6 protein-coding genes are annotated in these 23885 nt (G+C 41.8%); 3 read left to right on the forward strand and 3 right to left on the reverse strand.

Annotated elements, in window-relative coordinates; translation table 11 throughout:
* The first annotated feature begins 675 nt into the window (after positions 1-675).
* The gene (locus tag C7972_RS06840) at positions 676-13029 is read left to right on the forward strand and encodes a T9SS type B sorting domain-containing protein (RefSeq protein WP_258364787.1); all 12354 of its coding nucleotides are present in this window, start codon (positions 676-678) and stop codon (positions 13027-13029) included.
* Positions 13030-13184: 155 nt separating this feature from the next.
* Here the strand turns inward: C7972_RS06840 and C7972_RS06845 are convergent, their stop codons facing one another.
* The gene (locus tag C7972_RS06845) at positions 13185-14141 is read right to left on the reverse strand and encodes a YafY family protein (RefSeq protein WP_110355512.1); all 957 of its coding nucleotides are present in this window, start codon (positions 14139-14141) and stop codon (positions 13185-13187) included.
* A 322-nt stretch (positions 14142-14463) separates the two neighbouring features.
* Between C7972_RS06845 and C7972_RS06850 the strand changes: the two genes are divergently transcribed.
* Together C7972_RS06850 and C7972_RS06855 are read left to right on the forward strand one after the other, a co-directional pair.
* Positions 14464-14952: a DinB family protein gene (locus C7972_RS06850; RefSeq protein ID WP_110355513.1), complete on the forward strand. Its 489-nt coding sequence runs from the start codon at positions 14464-14466 to the stop codon at positions 14950-14952.
* A gap of 11 nt (positions 14953-14963) precedes the next feature.
* Entirely contained in the window at positions 14964-15182 is a 219-nt protein-coding gene (locus C7972_RS06855; RefSeq protein ID WP_110355469.1) for a hypothetical protein, read from the forward strand.
* Between the two features lie 117 nt (positions 15183-15299).
* Here C7972_RS06855 and C7972_RS06860 read toward each other — a convergent pair whose 3' ends face one another.
* Positions 15300-16298 carry a PorP/SprF family type IX secretion system membrane protein gene (locus C7972_RS06860; RefSeq protein ID WP_110355470.1) on the reverse strand — a complete coding sequence of 333 codons (999 nt, stop codon included), beginning with the start codon at positions 16296-16298 and terminating at the stop codon, positions 15300-15302.
* 2 nt (positions 16299-16300) lie between these two features.
* Complete coding sequence (locus tag C7972_RS06865; protein WP_110355471.1) at positions 16301-23827, reverse strand: gliding motility-associated C-terminal domain-containing protein; 7527 nt, start codon at positions 23825-23827, stop codon at positions 16301-16303.
* Between the last annotated feature and the right edge of the window lie 58 nt (positions 23828-23885).

Raw genomic sequence — 23885 nt, forward strand, 5'->3', positions numbered from 1 at the left:
GCGATTTGTTCACTTTTTTCAATTGTGAAATTGGAAATCCAACCAATGCCATAAATACGGGTTGTTTTATTCCACGTTTCCTTTTAGAGGCTTATATCTTCTAAAATTACGCCCTTCTTCACATTGGCTTTTTTACCCCCTACACTTAGTTTCCTTATGGGGAGGCCATAAATCCACCGGTTTTATAGGCTTATTTCTAGGGTGTTTTATTACCCCTTTTGAGTTTTCTTATAAATACGGTCAACATTTCATTAGGACAACCACATTTTAACAGCCCAAATATCTGGGTTCCTATATCAGCTTTATACGATACCAAAAACATTTTCCCTAAGTATCCAATCTAGAGGAGGGGTCTCAACAACCAGGGAAATTTGGCTTAAAGCTGCTACCGGTTTTATCTACAACAACATATTTTTATGCCAACCTTGTTCTAGGTTTGGATACGGCCGGCTCTTATTGCCACCACTCCATTCTATTCGTTTTTTCATTATCAATTGAATAAATAAAAAAGAGGAACCTATGAAAATCAATTTTCTTGTAAACCCAAATATATATGATTATCATAATTTCCAACATATTCAAAGTGTTTCACAACATTTTATTGGCTTGTAGCTAGGGTTGTTGTTGTTTTGATTTCAAGTATATATTGACAGAACCAAAATAACTGCACCCCGAATGATACGAAAATTACTTTTATTCACTTTTTTCTTTGGTTTTATTTTATCCGTAAAAGGTCAGTTAAGTGATCTTCACTATCTGCCACCCTTGAAACAGGGCAAAAATAATCAGGCTGTAAAAGAACAGGCAGTGTACCTTTCTACACCAGAACCAACCACATTCACTGTAAATGCCTATAGGGGCACCAATACAACCCCTATTGCCACATTTTCCATTTCCAATGTAAATCCGGCGGTATACACTTTAGCCGATGGGGACAATAACATTACCTTGGTAGACAACGCTAAAACCGGAGTAGTTTTATCAAATAGTGGACTCAGGTTTGAGTCCCCCAGTGGAAATAAATTTTATGTAAATTACCGAGGTTACTCCTCGGCACAGGCAACATCCCTGACGTCCAAAGGTAGGGTTGCCATGGGAAAACGGTTTAAGTGGGGAGGTGTTCCCAATCTAGGGGCTGAAGTGTCCAAATCAAATACCTTGGGAATTATGGCTACCGAGGACAATACTACTGTTAATCTTTTTGGGTACGATCCTGGTTGCGAGTTCAGGGTTGGTAATAACAGGGCGGGGATTACCGCAGATACTTATCAAATTACCTTGGATAAAAATGAATCTTTTGTTTTTGAAACATATATAGGAACCGCACCAACAGCGGCCCACCGTGATGGGTGGATCGGAGCTTCGATTGTTTCCGATAAGGACATTGTAATCAGTAATGGCTCAATGAATTTTGGAAGGGAAGAGAATTCATCCAACCGTGATGCCGGTATTGATCAACCAGTACCGGAAAACCGATTGGGTAAAGAGTATGTATTTGTTCGTGGCAACGGAAATGTGGATGGTTCAACGGAATTTCCACTACTTATAGGAATAGCCGACAATACGCAAATTTTTGTAAATGGTTCTTCTACCCCTATTGCCACCATCAATAATGGGGAATATTTTGAGGTGCCCAGCAGTTATTATTCCTCAAACACCGTTGGCGCCAATATGTTGGTGCAAACTTCCAAAGATGCCTACGCCTATCAATGTATGGCAGGGGCCAGTGCGGTTTATACCCAAGGTCTTAACTTTGTGGCCCCTGTTAATTGTCTATTACCGGATGTTATGGATAATATTCCGGATATCCGGAATATGGCCGGATCACTGGTTACTGGTGGGGTAACCATTGTTGCTGCAGTCAATACCCCAGATTCAAATATTGTGGTCAGTGATGACAATGGTATCGTTACTTTACCTCCTTCTGTTCCCGTGGCGGGATCATCGGATTGGAAGACTTTTTTTATCCCCAATTTAAACGGCAATGTTAGTGTCCAGTCTACCGGACCCATGGCGATTGGATTTTTTGGCTATAATGGAGCTAGAGGTGTTGCAGGTTATTTTTCAGGTTTTGATACGGTTCCTGTTGTTACTTTGGAAATTGTAGGTGGCGAAGGGTGTCTGCCCAATGCTAATATTCTTGAAGCTACTGGGAATTTTGATGCTTATCAGTGGTTCGAGGATGGCGTCCTGGTGGATGGTGCCAATGAATCCACCTTTAGTCCGTCCAAAGCGGGAGATTATTACTGTAGGGGAACCAAAGGTCCCTGTACCTATGATTCCCAATCTATTACGGCTTTCTATTGTGAGGAAGATGTGGCATTATACAAAACAGTGGATAAGGCTGAAATTTTGGAAGGAGAAACTGCAACCTTCTCGATTGAGGTTAGGAATAACAGTTCCGATCCTTTGACGAATCTTCAAATCACGGATAATATACCTACAGGACTCACTTTTGTATCCAGTTATACCACAACGGGTACTTGGTCTGGAAATACATGGAACATTGGAACTTTAAACGGGGGAGCCACTGCCGTGCTGGAGCTACAGGTTAGAGCCGATGAAATTGTAGGGATAGAACCCTTGATAAACCTGGTCAATACAGCTACGAACAGCCAGGATCAAATTGATAATAATATAACAGAGGATATCCCCTCGGCACGTATCACCGTGCATAACGATTTTGACAAGGATGGTGTTAGGGATATTACAGATTTGGATGATGATAACGATGGTATTTACGATGAAGTTGAATGTGCTACTACCATATGTTTTGAGCCTATCCTGAATGAAAGTTTTGAAAACCCCTCAATTCCAAATACTTCTTATAGACAACTAAATGAAAATAGTGTTGAAGGATGGTCTACTACCTCAACCGATGGACGGATAGAAATTTGGTCCAGTGGGTTTCTTAGTGTTCCAGCATTTGATGGCAACCAATTTGCCGAACTCAATGCTACACAAAACTCTGCATTGTACCAAAATTTATGTTTAACCCCAGGTACCGTAATGAATTGGTCATTGAGGCATAGGGGGCGTGCAGGGGTCGATGTAATGCAGGTGAGGATCGGTGCAGACCTTGCCACGGCTACTGTACAACAGACCATGAGCGATGGTACTTCTGCATGGGGTTATTACTCCGGAACGTATACAGTACCTGACGATCAGACCAATACCGTGTTTGTATTTGAGGCTGTTTCCACGGCCACCGGTAGTTTATCCGTTGGGAATTTTATAGATGATATACAAATAAACGTCGTCTCTGTACAGTCATGTAGTGATAACGACAATGATGGATTTCCTGATAATTTAGATTTGGATAGTGATGGTGATGGTTGTAGTGATGCCAACGAATATTATAGGGATGACAATGCCGATGGCGGAGATGGCGGCGAATATGGAGCAGGAACACCAGTTGTAGACCCAATAGACGGTACAGTGGACGCTGCCTCATATTCAAAGACAATGGCTCCCGAAATTTATTTGGGCAATACCACCGAAAATTTGAATGGAACGGACATCAATGGAGAAGAAATAAGCCTAGGGGAATCTCTTGAATATGTGCTCAGGTTTCAAAATACAGGTGATGATAACGCGGTAAATTATACAATTAGGGATGTTCTTCCGAAAAATGTAACCTTCGACAATGTAGATATAACGGATGCCCCGGGGGTAACCTATTCGCACGATATAATTGATAATGTCCTAACCTTTACCATACCTAATAATTTGGTTGAAGTTGGTGACCCCGAATACAGTATTAGAATTGGTTTTACTACGGATGCCAACTGTTCCGAGTTTCTGGACGCCTGTTCATCATTATTGGAAAACAAGGCATATTCCACCTATCAAGGGGCAACAAATACACAGGTCTTTACGGACGAGAACGGTTCCGCTTCAATTTCTGGATGTCCAAGTACGTTGGAAGTGGCAAGCAATTCCATTTTTAATTCCTTGACCAATTGTAACGAAGCCAGAACCGTACAACTCTGTGGGGAAAACGTACTTTTGCGTGCAGGACAAGGGTTTAGTTCCTATAACTGGGTGTTGGACAACAACGGTAATGGACAGGTGGATGCAGGTGATACTGTATTGAACGATAATGATCCGGACAATGACCCGAGTACCCTTTTGGTGACGGTTGTTGGAGAATACATAGTAGGGAAATCCTCAGGAGGTAGCTGTCCCGCTAGGGAGGAGCGGATCATTGTAGAACGATTTGGCTCCACACAGACCAATCCAATAGTAAATTACTTTAATCAGGTGAATGCCGACAATAACCCCGATAATGATATGCAGGGGGAAATCGTTACCTGCTCCATAGATGGTAGTGTACTGCCCAAGATCTTTTTATGTGGGGCAAATGACGAGGCTACTATCCAATTGGGCATAACTGATGCCGAAAGTATTGTTTGGCAAAAATTGGACGAAACCAGTTGTGATGAAACCGGCGACGATTGCGCCAATAAAAATGGCACATGTACATGGAACACAATAGTAGAGCAAAATAACTTTACCCTTACGGAAAGTGGAGAATACAGAGTGGTCATCAATTACCAATACGGTTGTTTTAGTCGCTTTTATTTCAATGTTTTTAAAAATAATATAGATCTTACCTATAAGGCTTCCGATATACTATGTACTACCCCTGGCAACATTAGAATTACCAATGTAGCTTCCGGTTATGGATTTCAATTGGTGGATAGCGCTACGGATAATATTATAATTCCTTTTTCGGATCAAAATGGTCCCAACTTCAACATTGCCGACAGTGGTACCTATAAGGTGCAGATAACACCGTTGGACCCCAGTGATAATACCCCAATAGAAGGTAGTTGTATTTTTGAAACCGAAGATATAGGTATACAGGAACGCGACTTTACTGTAACGCTTAGTGCCGCACCGGCAGACTGTAATGATTTGGGTAGCATTGGCGTTCAAGTCTTAAATGCCTTGCCCAATTATTCTTATGAACTGCGTTTGGACGATGGCAGTAATGGTGGGCTGGGCTCTTTGGTGAGTTCCATACCCAGTATTGACGATAATACCCATACCTTCAACAATATAAATCCTGAGAATTATATTGTAGTGACCCGAACTCAGGATGGATGTTATGATCAACAAAAAATTACCGTTGGAGAAACCCCTGAATTAAAATTGACCGGTGTTACTTCTCAAAATATAAGTTGTACTGCAGGTATGGCTACATTAACCCCCAGTGGAGGTAGTCCCAGTCCTGATTACAAAATGGCCATTTGGAGTAAAGATGGGGTTGATTATTATGCAGACTCGTCCGATGTGCCTTCTTCGGCACTTCAAACTACTACCAGTTTTTTATTCCGTACCAGTAGTGAAGCAGGTGACTATGAGTTTATAGTCTTTGACGATAACGGATGTTTTGCCATTTCCAACATAGTCAAAATTGAAGATTTGGGTACCCCGTCATTGTCGGCTTCGCATTCTGAAATTGTTTGTGCCGATTCCTCAACGTCTACGCTGAGCGTAACGGTTACAGGAGGTACTGCTCCCTACCGCTATAGTTTGGACAATGGTAACACTTACCAGACAAACAATTCATTTTATAACCTATCCGCCGGTTTATATACAATAACGGTTATGGATTCCAGTAACAATGGTGGAATTGGTTGTATAGAAACCTTAAATTATGAAATAGACCAACCTTTCAGGTTAACGGCATCTGCCACTATAGTGGAAGATGCTTCCTGTAACCCTGCAGGGGCCTTGGTTAAAATATTGAATCCAAATGGCGGTAAATTACCGTATACCTATAGTTTTGATGGAGGTTCAACTTTTAGCGGTACAGACAATAAAAATCTTGCCCCAGGAGATTATCAATTGGTTGTAAAGGATGCGTTGGGATGTTCCTTCAATATGGATATATCCGTACCCGTGGCTACAACGGATCCAAGTTTTACAAGCGCAGTGGATTATTCTTGTGATGGATCCGGGACAGTCACCATAAATACATCCAATACAACCGATTTTACATATTCCTATAAATTAAATGGTGTGGATAACACTCCTGGGGACAATAATGTATTTACCGGTGTATCCGACGGTACGCATACCATTAGCGTAGGCTACGCAGGTACATTGTTGCCAGGCCAAAGTACGCTCTTCGAAGAAAATTTCGGGGCTGGACCCACTACACAGATTGGTGAAATTGGACCAGGTTATTGTTATGAACCGCAAGATGGTAGTACTACAGACTGTAACCTAGGTCCCGCCGGGATTCTTGTGAATGGGGAATATTCGGTTACCAATTTTATAACCAATCCAGTCATTTCTAGAAATCCGAATGATCATAGTGGACTTGTAAATGGTAGATTTTTAGCCATAGATGTTAGTACCGCTGCTGGAGATAAAGGCATACTTTGGGCAAGACGTGGCATTGAGGTATTGCCAAATCGTGATATAACCTTGTCCTTATGGGCATTCAATTTATTACAACCTAGTAGTAGTGGAAATAACCCTGAAATATTAATGGAATTGGTAGATGGCTCCGGGACTGTAATTCATAGTATCCCTACCGCGGAAATCCCAAAAAATACCAGTGCAGATGATTGGCACAACCGTTCGGTAACCTTTAACCCGGGAGCGAATACAACGGTAGACATTGTACTGCGCAGCAACCTAAATAGTGATTATGGCAATGATCTTGTAATTGATGATATACAAGCCTTCCAAAATCCGGAATTATGTGAAAAAACTAAAGAAATCATAGTAGTTGTTGAGGACAACAAGGAATTTAAAGCCAACTTATTGGGAATTACAGATCCGCAGTGTAATGCCGGAAATGATGGTGCTATCCGTTTTGAAGTATTAAATTACGATAACGCAACAGGTTTTGAATATTCTGTTGATAACGGCGGAAATTGGACAACTTCTTTGACCTCTCCTATTACAACTCCTGCAACCCTATCGGACGGTACCTATAACATTTTGGTTAGAAAGGTTGGCGATGCAAGTTGTACGGCAAATTTTAACGCAACATTAAAGGAACCGTCTATAATTGTTCCTACTCTAAGTAAGACTGCAGATTATACCTGTATCAATACGGGTGGAACTCTAAAGGCTTCGGCCACAGGAGGTTCTCCGGGCTATACCTATCAGCTGGAAGAAGCGGGAGGGGTGGTTGTCAGGGCATATCAAACCAATTCTAGCTTTACAAATGTTACCGAAGGCGATTATTTTGTTCGTGTGAAAGATGCAAAAGGTTGCGAAGTAGTAACGGCTACTGCCGTAACCATAGATCGCTACCAAGATATTGACTTTGATCTTTCCCCAACAGCTTGTTATGATGGTTTAAATAATGCAACTATAGCCGTTTCAGTTACCTCAGGGAACGGGAATTACAAGTTTAGGTTGAATAGTGGTGCTTGGATATCCCCTACTCCTACTACGGCTTCTACACATACCTTTTCCGGGTTGTCCAATGGAAGTTATGATATTGAGGTTACAGATGCTTTTGGATGTATATCGGCATTAAAGACCATTGAGGTGCAGCCAAATTTAACGGCTAAGGTAGATGTGGTACATGTTAGTTCTTGTGCCGATGGAAGTATTACCGTGAATGCAACTGGTGGCGATGGTAATTGGGCATATGCCTTTGTACCCACCGGGACAGGGGTTACAGCAACCGATTTTAACGGAACCAATGTATTGACCGTGGCAACGGTCGATGCCGGAACCTATGATGTATATGTTTGGGATAACGGAGCAGTGGATCCCCATTGTGCGTATATGGAAACGGTTACGGTGAACCCACCAACACCCTTAACGTATACGGCAACCCCAACAGATCCTAATTGCCATGATGGATCAGGTAACATTGCAATTACGGTTACCTCCGGCATTGCCCCTTATACTTATGAAATTATAGATTTGGACAATGCAGGCGCTTCCAATGGCACAACAGCCAAGATTACAAACACCACTAAAACTTTCTATAATTTAGCGGCTGGCAATTATACCATTAATGTTACGGATGCCTCTGGATGTACGGTCCCAACAACTCCGATTGCCATATCAAATCCTGATGAGCTTACCGCCGATTTGGAATCATTATTATCCGGGGATTGTAATCCGGCAACGGGATTTAGATTTATTAATTATCCTTTAACGTTAAATGGAACCATGCAGTTTAGTCATGATGGTGGTGCATCTTGGCAAGCGTCGGATACTTTTGATACACCTACTTATACTCTGACCTCTGGAAATGCGGTTGAACCTTCAATACGTACGGTAGATGGTTCAGGGAACACACTATGTAGGGTAGATTTGGATAAGTATATTATTAGTTACCCACTGGATGATTTAAATATTACGGTTTCTACTGTAATTAAAAATTGTAATGAACTGGAAGTTTCCGTTCAAGGTAATTTAGGTACGGCCCCATACCAATATACATATACCGATGATCCTGCCAATTTTAATGCCCTGGCACCGGAAAACGGTTGGACAGCGGCTAAGGGCTTGTCCGACCCGGAAGTGTTTACTGGATTAATACCAGGTAGAACTTATGTGTTCTACGTAAAGGATGCCAGTGGATGTATTAGGCAAAGTGATAAAAACGTGGCAACCTTAAAACCCAATCCAATAGGTATAGAAGTTACGTACAAGCCTTCCTGCTCAACAAAGGATAATGGAAAATTAATCTATACGCTTACGGATAACCAAGCTCCAACCGAGGATGATATGAGATGGGAATTGTATAATCTAAGTGGCACTATTGTACGTTCTAGTGATAACGGAATTAATTCAGGTATACCTGGAGCCATAATTCCTTATGATTCAAAAATCACTATTGATGACTTGCCAGCAGATGAATATTATATTGTAGTAACGGAAGTGAATGGAGGTTCGGATACTTGTATCTCCGCCTCGGAAAACCTTATTTTGGAAGAATTGGATCCCATAACGGCAACTTTAAACAAACTAGAGGATATCTCCTGTGCCAACCCGGGACTAATTGCCATAAATGGCATAAATGGAGGTGGTGGCACCTATAACTTTACGGTGACAGATGATTCGGCAAATATAATTATTACAGGTACTACGGATGACCCTGTAGAAATACCTGCCAACTCACCCTCCGGTGATTACTTTGTAGAGATTAGTGATCAGTATGGTTGTGCATATCCCTTAGGCTCAATAACGATGACCTTACCGGCAAATCCCACATTTACTACCGCAGTGGATAATTGTAGTACGAGTACAACACTTACCATATCTGCCAATAGTAGTTCTGCTACCATATTATATTCTATTGATGGCGGTGTTACTTATTTGGATAATGCTGGCGTATTTACGAATGTTACGCCAGGAAATTACACTGTATTTATAAAGGATGGCAATGGTTGTACTGCTTCCGATTCTGTAGATGTTTACCCTGTGTTGCAAGCTACGGCCACCTTGGAAAGAAGTCTAGGGTGCGGTGTTGGCGGGGAAGCGCAAATTCTGATCAAGGCAACGTCCGGTTCTGGTAGCTATGATTATCAGATAACCAATACATCGGGTACCGTTGTTGCGAGACAGGTATTGACTACACCCGTAACGGAACTGGTTAGTGTAGCGGACACCTATACCATAACGGTATTTGATAACAATACTTCCGGTCCTGAATGTTCCAGGGTATTTACTGTGGAGGTACCTGCCCCTGTACAGCCCAACTTTACTGTAACCCCAACAGATGTGAGTTGTAATAATGCGGCAGATGGTACTATAGCCATTTCAGAAGTAAATAACGGGAACAACCCATTAATATATAGTTTAGTGCCAAATAACGGCATTTATAATCCATTGACCCATACGTATGAAAACCTTCCGGCCGATACGTATGAAATAACCGCAACATCGCCTAACGGTTGTGTTACCACTATAAGCACTATTGTGGTAGGTGAACCCAACAGTATATCTTTTGACCTGCCAGTGGTAAATCCGTTCGGTTGTACAAGCAATAATACGACCAACAATGCTAGCATTGTAGTCAATATGGCCAGCATTGCCGGCGGGACCAACAATTTTGTCCGTTTCGAGTTTGAGGATGCTTCCACAGGAACCATGTTGCAAAATGGCGCGGCTAGCAGTTATACCTATACGGATTATGCCGGAGGGGATGTTATAGTAAGGGTTTTTGACGACAAAGGTTGTAAAGGGGAAGCAACGGTTACCGTTCTTCCGTACGATCAACTATTATCTGCCACGACAAATGTACTGGACCCTATAAGTTGTGCCAATACTGGAGAACACATTAGTATAGATGTTACAGGCAGTATATCCAGCTATGCAACCAAACCTGGGGATTACCAGTTTACATTATTGCCAGCGGGTACTCCTCAAGCATCGAATCTGTTTCCTAATCTGGAGGCTGGGACACATACTATTTTAGTGGAAAATGTGGTTACTGGTTGTGAAATTACGGTTAACCATATTGTAAAGAAACCAAATACCTTTGATGTGTCTGTGGAAGTGTTGTCCAATGTGATCTGCTTTGGTGATAATGGTCAAATTCGACTTACCATGAACGATGCCGTTTATTCCAGTGGTTTCAGCTATTATATTTATGAGACCAAGGGTACTGTAGACACAGCAGATGATGGTGCAGCTATTATAAATGGTACTTCACCCGATTTTGGACCTACCCTACCCATTAATGTACCGGCAGGAAACTATAGAGTTGAGGTGGTACAGGACGATTTTCCCAATTGTAGTCAGAATAGAGTATTTAGTATTACAACACCAGAGGAAGCCCTAGGGCTAAACCCAATTGATTTGGAAGAGGTGGGTTGTAGTAATGACCAAGGGTCTGCTAGTATTGAGCCCATTGGTGGATCGGCGCCCTATAACATTACTATTGTTAATAATACAACTGGAATGTCTACTAGTGCTTACAATGTTAATTCCAAACTTTTCCAAGGATTGGCAGCCGGTCAGTATACTGTAACGGTAGAAGACGCCTTGGGTTGTATACAACCTTTTGTGAATGAATTTGAACTATTGTTGCCAGATCCTATTAATGGGACAATTTCAACAACTGGTTTAGTGTGTTCCGGGGATAAGGACGCTACACTGTCTATTAGTTTAACCCCTAGGAATGTAATTTCCAGCTATAGGTATAGATTAAACACCTATAAGGATGCCGCAGGTACAACCTTAGTGCAAACTACTGCCTCCCAAACGTCACCAAGCTTTATTAACCTAGGAGCAGGCTATTATAGCATTAGTGTTTTGGACGCTATGGGCTGTACATTTGAGTCTTCCCCCATAGAAATTGTAGCACCTGAAGAACCTAATGGTATGTTGTTGACAACTGCTATTTTAAGCTGTTCCAATGGAGCCGAACTGGAATTAACGGCAACCGGAGGTACCGGCCCTTATACATGGAGTACGGATGGTATGGTCTTTAATGCCATGAATCAACTTAATGGCCCCAATACCCAGGTATTCCAAAATGTTGTTGATGGGAAGTACCAATATTATGTGCGGGACAGTTTTAATTGTACCTCAATTGTTTCTAATGAGATAAGCATTAATCCAATAGAAGCCCTGTCCCTAACGTTGGATACCTCAGCTGCTGTAATAAACTGTAGTGGAGAAAGTTCAGCCTTGATCGAAGCCAAAGCTGATGGCGGGCTGGGCAATTATCAATATGGTTTATTCTCGGATGCGGGCTTGTTGAATGAAATAAGACCCTACCAGGCAACCGGACTGTTCGATAATCTTCCTCAAGGAACGTATTTTGTAAGCGTTCTGAGTGAGGACTGTCAGGAAACATCGGAAGAGATACTTATTTCAGAACCTGATGCCCTGCTGGTTGTCCCAACTATTATGGACGTTCAGTGTGCGGGAGAGGAAAATGGTAGCATTGTTCTGGATGTGGACGGAGGAACAGGCATTTATCAATATGCTATTTCCCCTAATTTAAACCAGTTTGATGATAGCAATACCTTTGATGAACTGGCTCCTGGCGATTATAGGGTCATTGTACAGGATAGCAATGGTTGTTTCGAGTTGATAGAATTTAGTATTATGGAGCCTACCCAACTGGAAATGGAACTGACAACTACTCCCGAAGTTTGTGTTGGTGCTACGGACGGAACTATTTCAGTGAATATTTCTGGGGGAACCGCCCCTTACAGCACAGCATTAAATTCTAACAATGATGCCGATTTTACGGTAGGAAAAACGGTCTATGGGAATTTGTCTGGAGGCACCTACCTCCTATTTGTCAAGGATGCCAATGGATGTGTTAGTAGTGAGGCCATTACGGTTGAAGGCGGAGCCAATCTTAATGCCGCAGTAGAAGTGATTTATGAATGTACTGGGGATACTCCCAATAATTATATAGAACTAATTTTAGAGGACGATTCTGTTGCTGCGGATGTTATGTATGCCTTGGATTCAACAGACCCCAACGATTTAGTGTTGGAGGCCAACTTCAATGATTTGACACCTGGTAGTCATTATATTACCTTGGCCCACATTAACGGATGTATCAATACCCTAAGCTTTGAGGTAGAAGGGTTTGAACCTTTGGAACTCGTTTTGGAACAAAGTAACCTGAATGAAATTAGTGCCTTGGGAATTGGAGGAAAAGAAGGCTATACGTACTATTTTGATGGTCAGAACAATGGTGAAGACAACGTCTTTAATATACGTAGAACCGATACCTATTCTGTACGGGTCGTGGATGCCAATGGTTGTGAAGCAACAGGATCTATATTTATGGAATTCATTGATATTGAAATACCAAATTTCTTTACCCCCGATGGTGACGGACAAAATGATTTTTGGATCCCGAGGAATATTGAGCAATTTCCAGACATCTTTATCAAAATCTTTGATCGCTACGGTAGACAGATTTACGTCATTCAAGATAATGAACAAGGTTGGAACGGTCTTTATGACCAGGTAGATTTACCAAGCGGGGACTATTGGTACATTATTAAATTGAATGGAGAGGAAGACAAGAGGGAATTTGTAGGGCATTTTACCTTGTACAGATAGATTATTTACAAAAAATAAAAGCCCTTCCAAAGTGAAGGGTTTTTTTATGTCAGCCGCACTTACCGTTAAACCTTATAGAACCTGCGGTTCGCTTCAATGAAAATTAATTGAAGGGACCAAATATCTTAAAGGGGTGCCCATGTAATAAAAAACACTCAAAGATTGGCAACCGTTTTTTCTAAAATGGCCCTAACGCGATGCTTTAGTACCTCGGGCTCAATAATCTCGGCATAATCCCCAAACATGAGATACCATCTTGGAAACCCATGTTCTACATCCGATGTCATAAATGTCATTTCTACTTTTTTGCCCCTCACCTTTTCAGATATGAAGCCGTAATGTTTCCTATTGCCATTAATAAACCGAGCTATGTTTTTATCTACCCTTATTCTTACCCTGGTTTTTGTAATATTAACATTTTTGCTCAAATGCGCATCCAAACTTCCATGTTCCGCGGTAAAGGCAAGCGAGGTTCTTGCAATATCCAACATCCTGTCCGTTCTAAATTGTCTATAATCATGTCTATAATGACAATATCCCAGAACATACCAAAAATTGTTTTCATGAAACAAACCTACCGGTTCAATATGCCGGTCTGAAGGATGTTCGCTTTTCAGGGAGTGATATTTTAAGAAAACCTGTTTTTTTTCGGCTATACTTTCAAAAAGAATTTCAAGAGCGTTGGGCAGGCCATCATTGAACAACTGTTGTGAGGGGTCTACTGATATTTGGGACTCCAAGGCAGAAATCCAATCCTTTTCACTGCCCCTCAATACCGATTTCAGCTTGAACATGGCGGATTGATGATAGCTGCCAAGCGATTTGTCCACAAACTTTTGCATTAGTTTTTCGGCGGCCACAAAGCTCCCAACTTCTTCACGGGTAAACATAACCGGAGGAAGCCTATAGCCTTCCATGATGGAATATCCAACTCCTGCTTCACTAATAATGGGCACACCAGAGGCTTCAAGGGTTCTAATATCCCTATATATTGTACGTAAACTCACTTCAAATCGGTCCGCCAACTCCTGCGCTTTCACAATACGTTTGGATTGTAGCTGTACTAAGATCGCTACAATACGGTCAAAACGATTAATTGTTTCCATACCCATAATTACATTACATATTTCCCAAAGATAGGATTTCAAATCATTGAATAATCCGAATTTGGGGTTTGATCTTTTCATGGTAATCTATAATTTATAAATATTGACTATCCAAAAACCAACACTCTAAAGTTTAGATACAAATTAAAGCTGTGTTGGTGACAACCCATTGTCAATAGCCCTAGAAATATTATTTGAATAGATATATCCCTTGGAAAACCATAAAATTCTTGGGCACTTTTATTTTTTTGTTTGCTGCTGACATAGGGCTGTCACCTCCCCTATTTAATTTTGGTCTAGAAATATGAATCAATTAAATAATAGAACTATGCACACTACATTGAACAAGACTCAACAGCTTATTACATCACAAGAATTGCTGGATCATTGGCAAGGACATAGGGCGTTGACGAGGAGGGCCATGGAAGTATTTCCCGAAGAGGCATTTTTCACCCATACCATTGGGGGTATGCGCACATTTGCCGATATGGTCATGGAGCTGTTGGCAATTGCAGGGCCCGGTATAAAGGAAATCGCCACGGGTAAAACAGCTCCTTTCAACGAACACCTGGAGCACGGTAATAAAAAGGAGGGATTACTGGAACTCTGGGATATTGCTACCGATGAAATCAATTCTTTTTGGGCCCAGATCAGGGAGGAACAATTCCAACAAAAAATTAAAATTTTTGGTCAGTACGAAGGTACGGTGTGGTCTTCCATCTTCTATTTTATAGACAATGAAATTCACCATCGGGGACAGGCCTATGTATATCTACGCTCGTTGGGTATAGAACCACCAGCCTTTTACGAACGCTAATTGAATTAAACATGAAAGAAGTATTGGTATTTAAGACCTCAATTAACCACAATCGGGAAATCCAGATCTTGAAACCAGATTTGAACAGGTTGGTCACCAAAAAGGGCTACTGGAATTTTGATCTGGAGGATTGCGACAATATCCTCCGGGTCGAAACCCATATGGTCAAGGCAAATTCCATAACGAATCTTTTAAACAATCATGGATTTTTTTGTGAGGAGTTGTGTTGATTAGCTATGGTGACTTTGTACAGAAAGAGGTTAAGGGAATTTTGTGGTAACTTATTTTCTCTAAAAAAACAAACCCCCAATAAAGGTTGGGGGTTTTGTAATATTTTGGGGCAATTGTTAATAGAACCTACTGTAGTCAGATCTTCTACGCTCCTTAAATCTAGAGATATCAAAGACTAAAAACAATTCCAGTGAATTGGGGATATATTGTTTGGCATCACCACCGAAGGGCAATCTATAGTTAAGTCCAAATTCAAAAGTTTCCAGGGCAAGGCTGGTGGCAAAACCTATTTCGGAAAAGGAGGCATTTTCCAAATAGCTTAGATGTTCATTTATACCAATACTAAAGTTCCCAAGGGTAACATCCTGATAAAAATCCAATCTGGTATTTGGGCCTTGTAAAGACACTGCATTAAATAAGTATAAATACGAATGCTCCGGTAATTTGGCCTGTCCATATTTATTGATATCCATTTCATATCCAAACTGCCCGGAAATAAGCATATTTAAATTTACATTATTTTCGCTTTGTTTGGAAGATATTCGTGGCTGGTTCAAATGCTTAAGGGAAAGCCCAAAAAGTGTATTTATATCGTTATGTATCAATACCGATGCCCCCATATCCAGATAGCCAATATTCTCAGAAGCGGTAATGGGATCAATGGTATTGGCACTAATTTGCCCGGTAAATATGTTTATTTGATCCTGAAAGGTAAGGTTGTTAAAATCGTACCTGTAATTGCTGTACGCTGCAGTTATTCCGGGGTATACGATCCAATCGTTCTTCAAGACCAATTTGTACATATAGCTCAAAGCGGCGGAGGTGTAATTATATCCTGAATTGTTCAGGTTGTTATTGAACAAGTCCACGCCCAATTGGAAATTGTATTCTTCAAATGCGGTAGAACCAAAGGCATATTTATGTTGTGACTCCGTACCCTGGCTCTGACTGGCGAATTCGGCCAATACCCCTATCCTGGTTTTGTCCTTAAAAGCATGAAAACTGGGATTTAAGGATGCCGGTAACTTGCTCAGGTTGTGCACAAATTTCTCTTGGGCCTTGGCCCCCAACGAAACTAAAATTAGTAGGAGGATTATTATATTAAGTTTTTTCATCTCTATCTTAAAATTGAGGCTTCGCCGGTTTTGGTTATTTGGTTATTGTCTTTAGTGGTACCTACAAAGAGATATCTGAACGAGGTATTTTTATAGGGTTTTCCTGAACTATAATTTCCATTCCAACCCCAGTTTACGGGCATGGACTCGTAGTCATGGGCCACGCTATAGACCAAGGAACCCCACATATCATAAATTTGAAAGGTAAACGAGGCTATTCCTGTAAATTCACCTTGGAAGTAGTCGTTTATTCCATCCGCATTGGCAGAGAATACATTAGGGAACATTACGTCATAGCCGTTACCGACCTGTATGTCCTGTTCCACAGTTTTACTACAACCTTCTGCGTTAAAAAGAGTTAGTGTGGTGGTAAAAATACCTGGGTAACTATATTTATGAGTGGTCATAATACCATCTACCTCCGGATCCACATTTACTATGGGACTACCATCGCCAAAGTCCCATGAAGCATTGCCATATCCAGCCTCACTGGTAATGCTGAACCGTATATCCTCCTTGGCCATCAAAAGACCTGTAATTTCATATTCGTCCGAGCTATAGGTAAACGAAGGATCTGTTACTCCAGAACTTATTGGCATGGTTAACCCACACCCTTGGTCATTAACTACATTAAGGGTAGCGTTATCGGACGGATTACCGATTTGAACGGAATAAGTATTGGCAGCTGTTTTTACTGATGGCACTAGAGCCCCATCATAGTAAAAACTAAGGTCACCAGGTTGACTATTGAAAACCGATACCGAAATACTTCCGGGATTCCCCAAGCAAAGTGACTCGTCCAAATAAGGTCCGTCTATCAGTTGAAGGGATTCTGCCTTATTGATGGTAATGATTTCCTGGTAATAATAGGCAGGATCGGCATTGGTGCAGCCATTAATATTGCTTGTTACCGTAAGTCTCAACCGTCCTTCTTCCAATCCACTCAATTGGGTTATGTTTTCACCGTAAGGAGTAAAAACTGGATCTGGGTTATTTGCCGTACCGGCCGTTTCTTTTTCCCATCTAATGTTATACGGTCTTAAACCACCGCTTACTGTAATGGAAATGGCCCCATCATCGCTGGCACCACAGCTTACAGGAGTTATTGTTTTGTTTACAACTATTGGGGTATAGGTAGTATTAAAGATAAACTCTATTTCTTCTGAAGAACAGTCATTACTATCGGTTATGGTTAACCAATAGGAACCTGGCACCGCAACAAAACTGGTAATATCCTGGGCTACAAAATTGTCGGGACCCCGCCAATCATAAAAGTAGTATGGGTTGTTACCTCCGTCTAAAAATGGTTTTCCTCCAGTAATTAAATTGGTATTCAGGCTAAAGGCATAATCGGTTTCACAGGGTGGAATGGTGTAAGTTTTGGCACCCGTATAATCCATTGCCTCATAACTATCCATGGTAAATGTCTGAACAACACATTGGTTGGTATCGGTTACCTCAATAACATGGCTGTCATTGGAAAGCGCACTTATGGTGGTTTGGGTATTGCTAAAGATTACAGGTGTTCCCCCGTCAACGGAGTATTGAAAAGGCGATGTTCCTCCTTGGACCCTAAAGGTAAAATCCCGTCCGGTACTGGCATCCACACAACGGGTATTACCATCGGTTACCTCTGTAGCACTAAACACGGTGGGGGCTGTAATGACAAATGTTTGTCTAACGGTACACGGTGTATTTGCATCACTGTTGGTATCTATGATTACCACTTCGTAGCTGCCACCACCCAAATTGGTAAGGCTGGTGTTGTTGGTAGAATAACTTGTTCCGTTTTTATACCAGTTTATTTGTAATTGGCTGCTAGGATCAGAACTTATTTGTATGCTAATTTCAGCATTGGCATCACCGGCACATTGTAATTGCTGATTGATAACCTGAACACTACTGATTTCCAATTGGGCTTTTGAAGCCACATTTGCAGTATAGGTTGTTGAACAACCAAGTTGATCCGTTACGGATAGTACATAAACTCCTGGAGCCAAGTTGGTGATATTTTCTGTGGTAAAATTGGCATTATTGGGTCCTGTCCAACTAAAGTTATATGGAGGATATCCTCCTGTTACAGTTGTAGCTCCTATGTTTAAACTAATACTACCATCATTTTGCCCATAACAAGTGGCGTTTTCAACCACTACGGAAGTCTGATCAAATTGCAGCCCCATTGGCAAGGTAACCGATTGCGATTCCTGTATTCCGCAAGAGGCATCCTGTACACTTATGTTATAAGTGGCCCCACCTATTAAATTGGTATAGGTAATATTAGGATTGTTCGATGTCTGCACCGTGGTGGTGCCATTTGGCCGTGTAAGCGTATAGGTGAAAGGTGCAATACCCCCAGTACTATAGGCCGTAATAGCAGTATTACAGGTATCTCCAATATTCAATGTCAATACCTCGGGTTCCGATACTATAAACGGAGAGGAAGTAGTTCCACAGAATTCATTGTAAACCGTTAATTGGTAAGCACCGGCCGTAAGATTGTTAATACTCAAGGTTGAGGCCGTAAAGCTGTTATCCCCTATTTTGGACCATACGTAGGTATTGGCTACCGAATTGGGTTGCGTAATTACAACGGAAGCACTAACATTGGGGTCGGCTCCAGTACTAGCATAGGCCGTAAATCCAATCCCTTCAACTTTGGCAGTCAGAATAATTTCATGGAAATTGGTCGTTGCTATTACAGAGCTCAGGTCAGATCCTGTTGCGGAATTAATTTTTTGGGCCAGCGCGGCAGCAACTTCGTTGTTGTCCTCTGGTTGATTAATGCCGTTCAAGGTAACCTGATGATCATAGACCTTGTTATCGATAATTATACTGTAAGTATTATTTAATTGAGGTGTACCGAAAAGTGAAATTGTATTTATTTGCTTTTGGGCCGTATTCCCTCCAGTGATTCTTCCATTGGGGATTACAATACTACCGTCATTTCCTCCATTGCAACTTACATTGGTTATGTCATTGGCAATGATGGCATCATTGTTTATAATGGCATAGGGTATTACAGTGACAATTTTGGGCGAAGTTTCATCCTCACAGGCCACACCGTTCAACGTACTGGTAACCACTCTTTTAAAATAGGTAGAGGTAGTAAGGGTACTTGGAGGGGTATAATTTGGCTGCGTGGCACCAGCCACGGCAGTGTAGGTTTGATTGTCAGGGGAAGACCACCACTGATAGGTCAGTACCCCGGCACCTGTTGCCGATTCCTGTTCCACTATGGCCAAAGGCTGACTCCCTTCACAAACGGATTGATTATCCGTTATTTTACCGGCATAAACATCATTGAGGGTAACTTTTATAGGGTTGGTTTCCACAACACAGGTCTTATCCACCAAACTGGTTCTGGTTATAGTCCTCTTATAATACATGGTAGTGGTCGGGACCGGAGGGGTATAGGACGCCGAATGCACGGAAAGATCTGTCCATACGCTACCATTAGTGGAAGCATACCAATCGTAAGTTTGATCTACATAGGTACTGCCACCGGTTACGGTCAATGCTCCTGGTACAAACCCTTCGCATATAGTTTGATCGTTCACTAAGGTTCCAGGCAATAACTCCTCTGCAACCTCTACTACTATCGTATTACTATCTTCCGTACAAACTACATTGTTCAGTGTAGAAGAAGCTGTCCTCTTAAAATAGGTTGTGGGATAGCTACCGGCAATGGGGTCATAGGTACTATTTACAGCTCCATTGATCATACCCCAATTAGTGTTATCCGTTGAGGAGTACCATTGATACTTCAATACTCCTTCGGCAGTTCCGTCTACGGTATTTCCCAAGAGGGAAGGATCATCCCCGTAACATATTTTTTGATCTCCTGAAATAGTACCTCCGTCCACATCATTGACAAAAATTCGGATCACATTACTTGGAGTATAGGAGGGATCGCAGATAACAGCATCCACTGTAGCTTGGTAATCCCTGCGGTACCATTTATCTGCGGTCAAAGCAGATGGAGGTGTATATGTAGCGTTCGTTGCTCCGGGTATGGAATTAAAAGTACTGCCATCGTTGGATTCATACCATTGAAAAGCCAAATAAGGAAGCCCTTCAATTGCACTAGGGTTGCCCAAGGTTGGGGCCATGGTATTATAACAGATGGTGATATTGTTTCCAATATTATCCGCTTGGGGTACCAAGACCGTTACAGGGTTACTGTCAACATTACATTCCACTCCGGAAATATCCGTGCTGGTGGTGGTTCTAATATAGGTTGTTGTAGAAGTTATATTGGACGGGTCATAACTTGTTCCCGTGGCACCTGGGATCATTGCTCCATTAGCATACCATTGATAGGTCAATGTCTGGCCTGTGGAAGGTGTTAATTCCTCAATTAAGCTAGGATCGTCCCCCTTGCAAATTACTTCTTCATTGGTTCCATTACTACCATTCGCATGGGTTGTACCAATCTCACCCCCTGTGGCATTTCCACCATTTATGATTGTCAGAGTATTACTGGTTACACTACATGATAGTCCATTGAGGGTTGAAGTGGTAATTCTTCTGTAGTAGTTGTCCTGTGTTACGGCAGGAGGATCGTAAGTTACCGAAGTGGCTCCGGGGATATCCGAAAATGAAATATTATCACCGGAAACCTGCCATTGGTAACTTACCGTTCCAGAGGCAATTAACGGAAAATTAGCACTAAAGGCTTGTGGATCCCCACCGTTACATACTTCCGTAGTTCCGGTTGCCCCGGATGAAAAAGTTATATTATGGCCTGCTGCATTGTCAAATTTGTTCACATAAACTAGAACCGGTGTGGTTATGGCCTCGCAAGTGATGCCTTGCAATGTAGCATTTGCCTTTCTTCTGTAATAGGTCTGTAAGTCCCCAGTATTTATAGGAGTGTAGGTAGCTTGATTGGTATTGGCAATATCGGACCAGGTATTTCCATCTGGAGAACTCTGCCATATATAGCTAATAGTTCCGTTGGAAGTGGCATTGGCCGTACTGGTAATTGGAGCTACATTTCCATCGCCACAAACTGTTTGGGTTTGGGAAATGGATCCTTCAGATAAGTTTATTAGGGTAACCAAGGTTGGGAGACTGGATGCCTCACAAGAATTTCCATTGTTGGAGTTGGTAACATTTCGCCTAAAATAGGTCGATGTTGGCAAACCTGTGGAGAAACTCAGGCTTTCCCCTGTTTCGCCGCTCATCAATGTATAATTTACGTTGTCGGTAGATGAATACCATTGAAAATTGATTCCTACCCCGGCTGGTGTACCATTGGAAACAGTAATTGTTGCTGGGGCTTCGCCTTCACAAACGGCTTGGTCCGCAGATCCTTCCCCTCCTGAAATGGCACCGGCTACAATTATGGAAACTTCATTGGTGTAGGCCATACATACCTTTCCGTTTAAGGTGGTAGTATCCAGCCTTCTATATTTGGTAGACGTTGCAAGTATCCCAGGGGTATAGGTTGAACCTGTAGCGGAAGCTATAGGGTTCCAGCTTACCCCATTATCGTCAGAGGCTTCCCAAGCATAGGTTAGGTTACCAGCGGCAATAGCATTTCCAACAGTTATAATGGTGCTGGGAGCCTGTCCTGCGCAAACATTTTGATCATTTCCTATACTTCCCACACTAAGGCTGTTTACAAAAACAGTACTTACTGTAGAATATTGGGAACAGACCTTGCTGTTATTGGAAATTATTGTTTGCCTTCTATATCTTGTTGTAACGGCAGGTGACCCGGAAAAATTAAAAACAGCATTGGTCTCACCACTAATATTTGTAAAACTACCAGTAGTTGCAGATTGCCATTGATAGGTTATATTGGGGCCAGCAGCTGTACCGCCGCTCACAGATATGGAATTGGGAATTTCCCCAGCACAGATTGTTTGGTCAGCGCTGGCATTTCCCCCATTAATTTGATCAAGGACAGTGATCTCTATTTCATTCGTATAATCCGAACAGCTAAACCCATTTAAGAGTATGTTATCCTGTCTTCTAAAAGAAGTTGTTTGAGTTAGGGCACTTGGTTGATAGTCTGCGTTATTTGCTCCAGTAATTGCAGCCCATGTACTTCCGTTAAAGCGTTCCCATTGATATGAAATAGTACCTGTTCCCGAAGCGTTGGTATCCGATGTTATGGCAGCAGGAGCTTCATTATAACATACAGTTTCAGCACCGGTAATACTACCTACGGCAAAATTGGTATAGGTTATGGTGGCCACTGTACTAACACCTTGGCAACTTGCACCTGATACTGTGGTAACCCTTCTAAATTCCTCTGTTCCAGGATTGAGATTGGTACTGGCATTGTAATTGCTTTGCGTAGCACCACTTATGTCTACCCAGTTGGCCCCACTGCGTTTTTGCCATTGATAGGTACCATTGTTTTCCCCATTATTTATGGTCAACAATTGTAAGTCGCTTAACGAACAAATATTTTGATTGGTGGCAGTACCTCCCAATACGGCAGAATTTACAATTATGGAAACCGCCGGTGTTTCCTTATAACAACTAAAACCGTTTAAAACGTTGGTTACCCTTCTTTTGAAAGAAGTTGTTTTGGTTAAGGCAGTTGGTTGATAAAAATTGTCCGTTGCTCCGGAAATTAGTTCCCAAGGGCCGGAATCGTTTTTATACCATTGATAGGTTGTTGTACCGGCAGGAGTTACGGCTACATCGCCTGAGGTACTCAATTGTGCGGGTATTTGGGTGGCGCAAACATTTTGGCCGGTTCCGTCTGTAATAGTTCCAGCGTATATTTCATTAACGGTAATGGTAGCAGTAGTACTGATCTGGGTACATGTTTCCCCGTTGACCATAAAGGTGGTTAAACGACGATATCTACTTATTCCATTAGGGAAAGAAGGTTTATCAACAACCAATATTTCCGTGTTGGAATTGGCAATGGCCGTCCAGGTACCATTCACATCCTTTTCCCACTCAAAAGTTCTGTTCTGGGTTATATTGGAACCGGTAATACTAATGTTTTGAACATCGTTGATGGTACAAACCTGCTGGTTAACCCCTGTTCCACCAGTAAGGGCAGTGAAAGAAACGTTGGCAAGGGTCTGATTATCGGTAAGCGCATTTATCTTATTGGTGTTACCTGCCAATACATATTTTAAAGTGCCGTTCGTGGTCGTGGAGCTTGGAATAAGTTGAATTCTAACATTTTCGATCGTAAATACATCCAAAGAACCTTGGGCGTTAGTGGTTATGGTAACTTCCAATCTGGAGGCATTACCAGGATCTTGCGCTACGGAGGCACTGCTAATATCGGTACCTGTTTCAGTAAATGAAGTTGCTCTAATTTCAAAATTAGAGGGTGCTTCAATGTAAAAGGTAAAGGTCCCCGTACCGAAATCCGTGGCCAGGGTTTCCGTTAGTACCAAGTTTCCAAGATTTAGTTCCGTCTGTGGAAGGTTATTGCCACAGGAATCGAAATCGGTATTCTGTAGACTGGTAGATACCTGCGCGGTGCCATACCAAGCGTTAAGACTAAACAATAAGATGAATAGTAGTAGTTTTTCGGTTGATTTTATCATGATTATGCCCCTTTATTTAAAATCGAAGTGAATTAATACACTTTGTAGGAAAGACCCT

Origin of the sequence: Arenibacter sp. ARW7G5Y1 (assembly GCF_003201775.1) — a bacterium.
Lineage (GTDB): Bacteria > Bacteroidota > Bacteroidia > Flavobacteriales > Flavobacteriaceae > Arenibacter.